The sequence below is a fragment of the Acinetobacter dispersus genome, from assembly GCF_009884975.1.
GTDB classification, from domain to species: domain Bacteria; phylum Pseudomonadota; class Gammaproteobacteria; order Pseudomonadales; family Moraxellaceae; genus Acinetobacter; species Acinetobacter dispersus.
In genome coordinates this window covers 1,817,460-1,829,496 of the sequence record NZ_CP041970.1, presented here as the reverse complement: position 1 = coordinate 1,829,496, position 12,037 = coordinate 1,817,460, and the positions used below count along the sequence as shown (strand labels likewise).

The 12,037-nt window shown below is 40.0% G+C and carries 11 protein-coding genes and 1 pseudogene; 11 read left to right on the top strand and 1 reads right to left on the bottom strand.

What is annotated here, in order from left to right; all coding sequences use genetic code 11:
* The first annotated feature begins 53 nt into the window (after positions 1 to 53).
* From FPL17_RS08450 to dapF, 5 genes are all read left to right on the top strand, one after another.
* Positions 54 to 1,547 carry an alanine/glycine:cation symporter family protein gene (locus tag FPL17_RS08450; RefSeq protein WP_159884468.1) on the top strand — a complete coding sequence of 498 codons (1,494 nt, stop codon included), beginning with the start codon at positions 54 to 56 and terminating at the stop codon, positions 1,545 to 1,547.
* A gap of 308 nt (positions 1,548 to 1,855) precedes the next feature.
* Complete coding sequence (locus FPL17_RS08445; RefSeq protein WP_151714784.1) at positions 1,856 to 3,268, top strand: amino acid permease; 1,413 nt, start codon at positions 1,856 to 1,858, stop codon at positions 3,266 to 3,268.
* A 142-nt stretch (positions 3,269 to 3,410) separates the two neighbouring features.
* Positions 3,411 to 3,650: an LPS translocon maturation chaperone LptM gene (gene lptM, locus FPL17_RS08440; RefSeq protein WP_159884466.1), complete on the top strand. Its 240-nt coding sequence runs from the start codon at positions 3,411 to 3,413 to the stop codon at positions 3,648 to 3,650.
* Between the two features lie 22 nt (positions 3,651 to 3,672).
* Positions 3,673 to 4,923 (top strand): diaminopimelate decarboxylase, encoded by a 1,251-nt coding sequence (gene lysA / locus FPL17_RS08435; protein ID WP_159884464.1) that lies wholly within the window; start codon positions 3,673 to 3,675, stop codon positions 4,921 to 4,923.
* Between the two features lie 6 nt (positions 4,924 to 4,929).
* Positions 4,930 to 5,784 carry a diaminopimelate epimerase gene (gene dapF / locus FPL17_RS08430; protein ID WP_005190264.1) on the top strand — a complete coding sequence of 285 codons (855 nt, stop codon included), beginning with the start codon at positions 4,930 to 4,932 and terminating at the stop codon, positions 5,782 to 5,784.
* A 51-nt stretch (positions 5,785 to 5,835) separates the two neighbouring features.
* On the opposite strand, the gene FPL17_RS08425 is transcribed toward dapF, so the two are convergent.
* Positions 5,836 to 6,447, bottom strand: a complete 612-nt coding sequence (locus tag FPL17_RS08425; protein ID WP_159884463.1) for a LysE family translocator — start codon at positions 6,445 to 6,447, stop codon at positions 5,836 to 5,838.
* 162 nt (positions 6,448 to 6,609) lie between these two features.
* On the opposite strand from FPL17_RS08425, the gene xerA reads away from it, so the two are divergent.
* From xerA to FPL17_RS08395, 6 genes and pseudogenes are all read left to right on the top strand, one after another.
* Complete coding sequence (gene xerA / locus FPL17_RS08420; protein WP_167515405.1) at positions 6,610 to 7,497, top strand: site-specific tyrosine recombinase/integron integrase; 888 nt, start codon at positions 6,610 to 6,612, stop codon at positions 7,495 to 7,497.
* Positions 7,498 to 7,935: 438 nt separating this feature from the next.
* Entirely contained in the window at positions 7,936 to 8,685 is a 750-nt protein-coding gene (locus FPL17_RS08415; protein ID WP_004654672.1) for an electron transfer flavoprotein subunit beta/FixA family protein, read from the top strand.
* 17 nt (positions 8,686 to 8,702) lie between these two features.
* A complete protein-coding gene (locus FPL17_RS08410; RefSeq protein ID WP_004771288.1) occupies positions 8,703 to 9,638 on the top strand; it encodes an FAD-binding protein in 936 nt (311 codons plus the stop codon).
* A 77-nt stretch (positions 9,639 to 9,715) separates the two neighbouring features.
* Positions 9,716 to 10,555: pseudogene (locus tag FPL17_RS08405) on the top strand (helix-turn-helix domain-containing protein).
* 87 nt (positions 10,556 to 10,642) lie between these two features.
* Entirely contained in the window at positions 10,643 to 11,605 is a 963-nt protein-coding gene (locus tag FPL17_RS08400) for an MBL fold metallo-hydrolase (protein ID WP_159884459.1), read from the top strand.
* Positions 11,606 to 11,836 (top strand): hypothetical protein, encoded by a 231-nt coding sequence (locus tag FPL17_RS08395; protein ID WP_420867266.1) that lies wholly within the window; start codon positions 11,606 to 11,608, stop codon positions 11,834 to 11,836.
* Positions 11,837 to 12,037: the final 201 nt, after the last annotated feature.

The window sequence follows — 12,037 nt, the reverse complement described above, 5'->3', positions numbered from 1 at the left end:
TGAAAATTTAGCAGTGACTATCTTTTCAAAATATATAATAAAGGTTGATGTCTATGAGTGCAGCAGAAATTGTAAATTGGGTCAATGGGATTATCTGGAGTCCAGCGCTGATCTATTTATGCCTCGGTGCAGGTTTATTTTTTTCTATTTTAACTCGGTTTGTACAGGTTCGCCAAATTAAGGAAATGGCGAAGCTATTGATTAATGGTTCATCTTCAGCACAAGGGATTTCATCATTCCAAGCGCTATCGGTCTCCTTATCTGGACGTGTTGGTGTTGGTAATATTGCAGGTGTTGCGGCAGCAATTGGTTTCGGTGGCCCAGGTGCTGTGTTTTGGATGTGGCTGGTTGCATTTCTTGGTGCAAGTACTGCTTATGTTGAATCAACACTTGGTCAAATCTATAAAGTGGAGTATCAAGGTGAATATCGTGGTGGTCCTGCTTTCTATTTCGATCGTGGACTAGGGCAACGTTGGTTAGGAATTCTATTTGCCATTGCTGCGATTATTTCTTGTGGTTTATTTTTACCAGGTATTCAAGCCAATGCCGTTGGTAATGCATTTACCCAAATTACGGGTGAAGGCGCTATCGTGTTTGGTAATGTGGGTGCGTATAAATTATTAGCGCTTGTTGTGATTGTAACCTTATTGGCTATCATTATTTTTGGTGGAATCAAACGTATTGCGCGTTTTGCAGAGTTGGTCGTGCCATTTATGGCATTAGGTTATATTCTGATGGCTGTCATTATTGTTGGGATGAACATTCAAGAATTACCTGGAGTAATCAAACTCATTTTTGAAGATGCCTTTTCTCCAATGGCAGGCTTAGGTGCTGCAATTGGTTGGGGGGTAAAACGTGGTGTTTATTCCAATGAAGCGGGACAAGGTACGGGGCCACATGCAGCAGCAGCGGCTGAGGTTCAACATCCAGCACAACAAGGTTTTGTCCAAGCCTTCTCGATTTATGTCGACACATTATTTGTATGTTCTGCTACAGCCTTTATGATTTTAATCACTGGTATGTATAACGTACAAGGTACTTTAGAAGCAGGGCAGTTTATTGTACAAAATGTTGCGGCCACTACTGAAATTGGTTCACCTGCATTTACACAAATGGCAGTGAGCACCGTATTTGGTGGCTTTGGTCAAATCTTTGTTGCATTGGCTGTATTCTTCTTCGCCTTTACGACGATCGTCGCCTATTACTATATTGCGGAAACCAATATTACCTATCTGAGTTATATCACCAAAGCGCCATCACTGCTGTTCATCACCAAATGTTTTATTATGATTTCTGTGGCTTATGGTGTTGTAAGCGCAACAGGTTACATTTGGGGGATTGGTGATATTGGCGTTGGCTTAATGGCATGGATCAATATTATTGGCATTATCGTCACTTATTTTATTTGGAAACCGACCATTAAAGCTTTACGTGACTATGAAGAACAACAAAAAGCAGGAGTTAAGGAGTTTACATTTGATCCAATTAAATTGGGTATCCGTAATGCAACTTTTTGGGAGGAGCGTCTCAAAAATAAACAGAAGTAAACTTCTAATGATTGAATTATAAATCAATATTTTCTCAAGTAGAAAAAGAGTGGCTTAAATTGCCACTCTTTAATTTTGAAGTGCCTTTTTATGACTGATGAGTTGCCCTCATAAGTTCATTGTATTGTTTTAACCTTGTGCGTATGATCGAATTCGATTGTATTTCACTTGAAAAAAATACAGGTAAAACATTTCTTAGCTAAAGCAAGCCAACTCATGAATAACGAGAAAAGATACTAAAAATGGTACGAATCGTTGTTCGGCGTTGTTTCAGCTAATGAACTAAAACACTGGAGAGTTTTTGTAAAATGTCGAATCAAAATCTGAGTGAGGCTGCTGAACAAAGCGGACTTCACCGTAGTCTATCTAATCGACATCTGCAGTTGATTGCGATTGGCGGTGCCATTGGAACAGGGTTGTTCATGGGATCTGGTAAAACCATTAGTTTAGCTGGACCATCAATTCTATTTATTTACATGACCATTGGTTTGATGGTGTTCTTCGTAATGCGTGCATTAGGAGAACTCTTACTATCAAATTTAAACTATAAATCTTTTATTGATTTATCGACGGATTTAATTGGCCCTTGGGCTGGCTATTTTGTAGGTTGGACTTACTGGCTCTGTTGGGTCACGATTGGTATCGCAGATTTATCAGCCATTATTTATTATCTTGAATTCTTCAATGGTGGTGAATCCTTCAGTGCTGCTGGTGGCCTGCTGATTAGTACCGTCGCCATTCTATTCGTACTTGGCTTGAATTTGGTCACCGTAAAGCTGTTTGGTGAAATGGAGTTCTGGTTTGCGATGGTGAAAATCACAGCGATCATTGTCTTGATTGCTGTTGGTTTGTGGATGATCTTTACTGGATTTACCAATGCTTCTGGTACTGTAGCAAGTGTGTCTAACTTATGGACACATGGTGGCATGTTCCCTAAAGGCTTAGATGGTTTCTTGGCGGGTTTCCAGATTGCAATTTTCGCTTTCGTCGGTGTGGAGTTGGTGGGTACAACTGCTGCTGAAACACAAGATCCAAAACGCAATTTACCAAAAGCGATTAACTCGATTCCAATTCGTATCATTATTTTCTATGTATTGGCATTGTTCGTGGTGATGTGTGTGACACCTTGGGATCAAATTAATCCTAAAGTCAGTCCATTCGTAAATATCTTCTCGCAAGCGGGGATTGCATCTGCTGCGATCATTATGAACCTGGTGGTGTTATCGTCAGTGATGTCATCAATGAACAGTGGTGTGTTCTCGACCAGTCGTATGTTGTTTGGTTTATCTGGAGATAATCAAGCACCTAAACTATTCGGAAAACTGTCTAAATCTGCAGTACCTGCAAAAGCTTTAATCTTCTCGTCAATCTGTATCTTTATCGGTGCATTCGTACAGTTCGTTTATAAATTACAAACGGGTACTAATGACGAAGTTACAGCATTTACTTTAGCGACGACTTTATCAACGATTCTGTTCATCTGTGTATGGATCATTATCATGTGGAGTTATATTAACTACCGCAAAAATCGTCCTGAACTGCATGCACAATCTACATTTAAATTGCCTGGTGGCGTGTTTACATGTTGGGTTGTGATTTTATTTTTCCTTGCAACAATTTACTTCCTAGCGTTGGATGAAACGACTTTAGAATCATTAAAAGTCAGCCCAATCTGGTTCATTATTTTGGCCATTGGTTATTTCTTTTATAAGAAAAAGTAAGCTTTTAGCTCAATGATGATGAAAACGTCGACTTTAAAGTCGGCGTTTTTTTATGGTTATTGTTTTATTCATTGAAGTTTAGACTTTAGCCAATCTGATGATCACGCTATACTGCTCCGAATTGTAAAAGTTAGGTGCTCAGATGCTTAAAGTCATTTGTTCAATCAGTTTATTGCTCAGCAGTGTCGTTTTAACTGCATGTGGTCAGTCAGGTGCATTGCAATTGCTATCTGATCCAAACTACGACAATCGTGCAAAATATCTGCTTTATAAAAATGAAGCATCTCAGGCGAAAGCATCGTCAGCAAGCAAAGCAGACGATGTAAAAATGGAAAGCCAAGCGACGTCTTCAATGACTCAATCACAGACCATCTCACCTTAAGTTTGTAAATAAGGACATCTTCATGAGTTTCACTCGCATTAATGGAGTATTGCATGCTGAGCAATGTTCACTGGATCAGCTCGCACAGCAATACGGCACGCCTTTGTATGTTTATTCAAAAGCAACTTTTGAAAAGCATTACTTGGATATGCACCGTGCTTTTGATTTTATCGATCATCAAATCTGTTTTGCAGTGAAGTCAAACTCAAACTTGGCTGTGTTGAATGTATTGGCAAAAGTAGGTGCAGGTTTTGACATCGTGACAGGTGGCGAATTGGCACGTGTACTGGCGGCAGGCGGTGAGCCTTCGAAAATTGTATTTTCTGGTTTAGGTAAATCTGAAGCAGATATCGAAAAAGCCTTAAATGTCGGGATTGCTTGCTTTAATGTCGAATCGCATGCTGAGCTGGATCGCATTCAAAAAGTTGCAGCAAAACTTGGCAAAAAGGCACCGATTTCGTTACGTGTAAATCCAGATGTAGATGCCAAAACTCATCCTTATATCTCAACGGGTTTGAAAGAAAACAAGTTTGGTATTCCAAGTGATACTGTTGATGAAACTTATCAATATGCTGCTTCATTACCAAATCTTGAGATTGTTGGGATTGATTGTCATATTGGTTCGCAATTGACCGAGACCAAGCCTTTTGTGGATGCACTTGATCGTGTGATTTTAATGATTGAGCAATTGAAAAGCTTGGGTATCAACCTCAAACATATTGATATTGGCGGCGGTTTAGGTGTGCGTTATAAAGATGAAACGCCGCCAAGTGTTGGAGAGTATGCCAATTCAATGCGTCCAGCTTTAGAAAAATTGGGTCTCAAAGTATATATGGAGCCGGGGCGTAGTATTTCTGCCAATGCAGGCGCATTATTAACCAAGGTGGATTTACTCAAACCGACTAATCATCGTAACTTCGCCATTATTGATGCAGCCATGAATGATTTAATCCGCCCAGCTTTATATGAAGCTTGGATGGATATTCAGTCGGTTAATCCAAATACTGACGTTGAAGTTAAAACTTGGGATTTAGTCGGTGCCATTTGCGAAACTGGTGATTTCTTGGGTAAAGAACGTGAGTTGGCGCTGCAGGAAAATGATGTATTGGCTGTGTTGGGTGCAGGCGCATACGGTTTTGTGATGAGTTCTAATTATAATACGCGTGGTCGTGCTGCTGAAGTTATGGTCAGTGGTGATCAAGCCTATTTAATTCGTGAGCGCGAAACCATAGAATCCCTTTGGGAAAAAGAGCGTTTGTTGCCTGAGGAGTAAATTGAGATGTATTTAGAATTTACCAAAATGCATGGGTTGGGCAATGATTTTATGGTTGTTGACCTTGTTACCCAACGAGCTTATTTAGATACAGTCACGATTCAGCGTTTAGCTGATCGTCATTTCGGTGTGGGTTTTGATCAACTATTGATTGTTGAGCCACCTGATTTGCCAGATGTCGATTTCAAATATCGAATCTTTAATGCTGATGGTTCTGAAGTCGAACAATGCGGTAATGGGGTGCGTTGTTTTGCTCGCTTTGTACATGAGCGTCAATTGACGACTAAAACCAAAATTCGTGTGCAAACCAAAGCAGGTATTGTTGAACCTGAATTGGGTGCAAATGGTTGGGTGCGCGTCAACATGGGGCCACCGAAATTTCTTCCAGAAGAAATTCCGTTTGTTACGCAAGAGCATGAAGATATTGAAGGTTTATATAAACTGGAACTTGCTGATAGTCAAAGCATTAACATTGATGTTGTGAATATGGGTAATCCGCATGCTGTGACCATCGTACCAGATGTGCTAACCGCTGATGTTGAGCGTATTGGTCCACAAGTGGAATCACATGCGCGTTTTCCTGCACGTGTGAATGCTGGATTTATGCAAATTCTGGATGAAAAGCATATTCGTCTACGTGTATTTGAGCGTGGTGTAGGTGAAACTTTGGCCTGTGGTACAGGTGCTTGCGCAGCAGCAGTCAGTGGTATGCGCCGTGGTTTGCTGGCGAATGAAGTTGAAGTTCAGCTTGCAGGTGGTAAGTTACATATCGCTTGGCGTGAAGGGGATGTGGTCTGGATGACAGGTCCAACCACGCATGTTTATGATGCTCGTTTGGATCTTAGATACTTTCAAGGCTGATGATCTAAGATTTAAAAAAAAGCGCGTTTTAATCAACGCGCTTTTTATTGCTTATCGTTTGCTGAATGCGAGTTTGAGTGCAAATAAAATGAAAATACTCCCTGTAATACGATCCATATAGAGAATGAATTTAGGTTGCTTTAAATAAGCTGAAATGGACTGCATCGTTGAGATCAAGAAGATTGACCAAATAAATCCAATCATGACATGAATCATCACCAGTCCCATAGTCCAGATGACTGGAGATGAGGACTGCGGGATAAATTGAGGTAAGAAGGAAATATAAAAAATACCAACTTTGGGATTGAGCAAATTGCCCCAGAAGCCTTTAATAAACCAGTTTTGAGTCGTTGTAGCGTCATTTAAACCCGCGAGTTGGTTGCGAGGTTTTAAAATAAGATTTAAGCCTAACCATGCTAAATAAATTGCACCCATCCATTTTAAAAGGTTAAAGGCAATATCTGAGGTCATCAATAAGGCACCTAAGCCACAAGCCACGATGATTCCCCACACAATACAACCTAGATTAATACCCAAAGCCGCTTGAAAAGCTTTGGCTTTACCTTCAAGTGTTGCGGTACGGATAATCAGTGTTGTATCTAAACCTGGCGTCAGTGTAAGCAGGGTAATTGCAACAAGATAGGGAATAAGCATTGTTGTCATGATGATGGCGCTACTTAAAACTTGAAATTTATTGTATTACACAGGCATCAATACTTCGATATTGGTTTAACGATAAATCGCAGTAAAATTTGCTAGACTGTAGCAGTAGCTATAGGCATAACACTGGAGAGCAATTTGGAAAGCCCTGAAAAACTGTTATCCATGTGGTTAAAAGAACGAACGATTCAAAATCAATCTGAACATACCATTGCTGCTTATCAACGCGATTTAGCGGATTTTTTTAAGTTCTGTGAATATAAGCAATTACAACTGCAAGATATTGAAGCATCGGATTTGAGAGAGTATCTGGCTAATCGGGTTGAACGAGATCAACTGAGTAGTAGTAGCTTGCAGCGTCATTTGACTTCAATTCGCCAATTTATGAAGTGGGCGAAACAAGGTCAATATTTGGAACAAAATCCATCCGAAGATTTTAAATTAAAGCGTCAACCACGACCTTTGCCGGGCATGATTGATATTGAGACTGTACATCAAATTTTAGATCAAGCAGCACCAGAAAAGCCGATCGAACAACAGTTATGGTTACGTGATAAAACCATACTTGAACTATTATATTCAAGTGGTTTGCGTTTAGCTGAACTACAAGGTTTAACAGTTAAAGATATTGATTTTAATCGACAGCTGTTACGTATTACAGGTAAAGGCAATAAAACTCGGATCGTTCCATTTGGTACTAAAGCCAAAGACAGCTTGGTTGAATGGCTAAAAATCTATCGAATTTGGCAAGGTGGTTTTAATGCTGATTCAGCTGTTTTTATCTCGCAGCGTGGTAATGCTTTAACGCCGCGTCAAATTGAAAATCGGGTCAAACTGCAAGCACAACGTCCAGGTGTGAATGTCGATTTACATCCTCATCTATTAAGGCATTGTTTTGCCAGTCATATGCTATCAGCCAGCGGTGATTTACGTTCTGTACAAGAGATGCTTGGGCACAGTAATTTGTCGACTACCCAGATTTATACCCATGTGGACTTTGAACAATTGGCCAAAGTGTATGATCAAACCCACCCAAGAGCGCAAAAAAGCTAAATTTTGATATATTATGTTGCAAATTTGAGCGTTTAATAGTCGACTACTTTTCCGCTTTATTAACGACATCTGTCGAATTGTTGTTCTTACTTAATTGCCACATTTTTGCAAAACCATAAAGCTGTCAATTTTTACGAGAAATGATCCGTTACAGAACATGCGCGAAAGATTGAAAAAGCCTGTTTTAGATCATTGAATTTTATAAAATATTAAAAAAATCAAAGTTTAATATTCATCCTTCTTGTTAACTAAATTTGTAAAATGAATAACTATTTTCAATATGTGAACTGAGCGTTTCATCTTTTTTATAGCCGTAGCGGAAATTGTGACTTGACCGAAATGCCAAATACATTGCAAGATAGGGCACCTAAAAAGTTTCGATCGAAGAGTTAGAATGCTCTTCATTACATTTACTTGCTTAGAACAGCCGAGGATTACATGAAGGCTCTTGTCGCTGTAAAACGTGTGGTTGATGCCAACGTAAAAGTTCGTGTTAAGCCGGACAATAGTGGGGTTGACCTTACCAACGTTAAGATGTCAATCAACCCATTCTGTGAAATCGCAGTGGAAGAAGCGGTTCGCTTAAAAGAAAAAGGAACAGTTTCTGAAATCGTTGTTGTTTCAGTGGGTTCTAAAGACGCTCAAGAACAAATTCGTTCTGCAATGGCTTTAGGTGCTGACCGCGGTATTTTAGTTGAAACTGCTGATGAAGTTGGCGCTTTAGAAGTTGCTAAAATCTTGAAAGGCGTTGTTGATGCTGAAAAACCAGAACTTATCCTTCTTGGTAAACAAGCAATTGATGATGACTCTAACCAAGTAGGTCAAATGCTCGGTGCTTTACTCGGTGCAGGTCAAGGTACTTTCGCATCTGAAGTTAAAGTAGATGGCGGTAAAGTTCAGGTTACTCGTGAAGTTGACGGCGGTTTGCAAACTGTTGAGCTTGCACTTCCAGCAATCATCACCACTGACTTACGTTTGAATGAGCCACGTTATGCTGCTCTTCCAAACATCATGAAAGCACGTAAAAAGCCACTTGATACAAAATCTCCTGCTGATTATGGCGTTGCAACTGGTACTAAACTTAAAACAATTAAAGTTGAAGCACCTGCTGAACGTAAAGCTGGCGTACAAGTGAAGTCTGTAGACGAGCTTGTTGAAAAATTGAAAAACGAAGCGAAAGTGATCTAATACAGAAGGATAAAATCATGAGTATTTTAGTTATCGCTGATCACAACAATCAGACACTTAACGGTGCAACTTTAAACGTTGTTGCGGCAGCTCAAAAAATCGGTGGTGATATTACTGTATTAGTTGCTGGTTCTGGCGCTCAAGCAGTTGCAGATGCTGCTGCTAAAGTTGCCGGTGTGAGCAAAGTATTACTTGCTGACAATGCTGCTTATGCAAACCAATTGGCTGAAAACGTTGCTGGCTTAGTTGCTGACATCGCGAAAGGCGGATACAAATACGTATTAGCTGCTTCTACAACGACGGGTAAGAACATTCTTCCACGTGTTGCTGCACTTCTTGACGTAAGCATGATTTCAGACATCATTGCTGTTGAATCTGCAAATACTTTCAAACGCCCAATCTATGCGGGTAACGCGATTGCAACAGTTCAATCTGACGAAGCAATCATCGTTGGTACAGTTCGTGGTACAGCATTTGATGCAGTTGCTGCTGAAGGTGGTTCTGCTGCGGTTGAAGCTGTTGCTGAAGCGAAAGACGCTGGTATTTCTACATTTGTAAACGAAGAAATCGTGAAACTTGATCGTCCAGAATTAACTGCTGCACGTATCGTTGTTTCTGGTGGTCGTGGTGTAGGTTCTGGTGAGAACTATCACAAAGTACTTGACCCATTAGCAGACAAGCTTGGTGCTGCTCAAGGTGCTTCACGTGCTGCGGTAGATGCTGGCTTCGTACCGAACGATTTCCAAGTTGGTCAAACTGGTAAAATCGTTGCTCCAGATCTTTATATGGCGATTGGTATCTCTGGTGCGATTCAGCACTTGGCAGGTATGAAAGATTCTAAAGTTATTGTTGCAATCAACAAAGACGAAGAAGCGCCAATCAACAGTGTTGCTGACTACTGGTTAGTGGGTGATTTGAACACTGTTGTACCTGAATTGGTAAGCAAGCTGTAATATTATAGCCTGATACTTATTCAAACAAACGCCCTTGTGCTATACATAGCTCAAGGGCGTTTTTATTTTTCATGGTTATGAGTATTAATTCTTCGGCTTCAATACAGGCTGATTATTTACATCGTTCACTGGTTAAATTAGCACACGCAGATATGGCGCGGGATTATTTGTGTATTCGGGCCAAGAACCAGCATGGACTGTCAAATATTAAAGTGAATCAGCTGCACATGGGGATTATTCTGCATGGGCAACAACGCTTGAATACTTATAATAAGCAAATAGAGCTCAACGCAGGCGATCTTTTTATTATTAAGCCAGATACCGTAGCAGATACGGTGAATATCCCAGATTCAGAGACAGGCGAATATTTGACAATTCTGGTACCGATGTGTGAAGAAGTGATTCATGCTGCATAGATGATTTGGGCCAAGCCGATTACGGATAAAACAGAATCTATCTTAAGATTTTCAATCACGGATTTTGCAGAGTCTCTGCTTGAGTGGCAAACGGCTTTATTTCAACAAGATTTGGTTAAGGCGCGCTTATCTATTGCTGCGATACTGGTACAGTTATGCCAACAGCATTGTGCAGATGTACTTATTCTCCCCCCACTGAAACTGGCAACGCAAATTTACCAATGGGTTATAGATGACCCGCAGCATCAATGGCAATCCAGTGAAATTGAAATGCGTTTAGGTCTAAGTAGTGCCACACTGCGCCGTAAACTGAGCCATGAACAGACTTCTTTGAGAGAAATCATTACTCAGGCAAGGCTTGCTTATGCATTGGAGTTGTTGTACTCAAATAAATTGCCTATGAAAACGATTGCAGCAAAATCTGGTTATCAATCTACTGCAACGTTTCGTGAACGGTTTATGCAGCGTTATGAAGTGGATCCCGCTGTTTTATCTTTGTAATAATCTAAATTGAGCGATTCACGTAGATGATTGAGCGATTTTCGTGACTAAAAATAGTTAGATTTAAATCAATCAAATATCAAGGTGATGAGTGTGAAATTATTAAAGCATATCCTAATAGCGTTACTGTTTAGTACCAGCACGACATATGCTGAATCTAATCCACAGGTACAACAGGTTGATGGGTATTTTTTACAGCCTGTCGGTAATCTAAAAGTTACGGCTTTGTTTGATGGGGAGTTGGGATTACCACGCAGTGATTTGTTGGGTATTTCAACAGAGAAAGCCAATCAGCTATTCAAAGAGAATTTTGTACCTGTCGATGAACATAATCATATTGTGACCGATTTTTCTGCTTATCTCGTACAAACACCAACACAAAATATCTTAATTGATGCGGGCACGGCAAAATGTTTTGGCCCGAGCTTGGGCTATGTCCCTGAAAATTTAAAAAAGGCGAGATTACAACCTGAGCAAATTGATACCATTCTAATTACCCACGCCCATCCTGATCATCTTTGTGGAATTACGCTAGATGGAACAATGGCTTATCCAAATGCCAAAGTTTATCTGGCCAAAGAGGATGTGGACTATTGGACATCGGCTGAGAACGAAGCAAAAGCCACTGATTTCTTTAAACCTTTATTTAAAATGACACGTGATGCATTAAAACCTTACCAGCAGGCTGGACAGTTGATTGCTTTCACCAAAGATTCGTTTAAGGTTCCGAATGTTGAATTAATTACGACACATGGTCATACCGAAGGCCATTCATCTTATTTGGTCGATGGTCAGAATGGACAAAAGTTTCTGGGCTTGGGCGATGTGGTGCATTACGCTGCTGTGCAATTTCCTTATCCTGAAGCCAGTTATAAACCTGATACCAATTCTCAACATGCAATTGCGGTTCGTAAAAATATTTTCGAGCAAGCTTATCAAAATCAATGGTGGATTGGTGCTGCACATGTTGCTTTCCCTGGGATTGGTCATATCGGAAAAAATAGTAAGGGTTACCAGTGGATTCCTACACAATATCGTCCAGACAAATGAATGTTAGATTCTAATGGGGAAGAAGAAGGGAGTCTTGTTCTGTCTTTATTCTTTGCTGAGAGTATGGAGCATCACCGTTTCGTTCATACATGGTTATTCGCTGATGTAATAAGTCTGGATATTGTAGAAGAGTTATATGAAACGCCTTTTATTTTAGCCCTATTCTTTATGGCCTTTTATTTTATGCAACATGATCAAGTCGAAGACCGAGTCAGAAACGCTTCCAATTGAAGCTAAGTCAGGTTCTTATTCTTGAGTGATTTAATGTGGCTCAGCTCAATTTTTGAGCTTGGGCCTAATTGAAATTAGTCCATTAAATTCGTTGTTTTTATCTCATCGTTTGACGATCTTTTGCCCAAAATGGGTAAGAATCGATTTTTATCTGTCGTTCTTGCATTTGATAATTTTAAGTTGTTAATTTATATATACTTT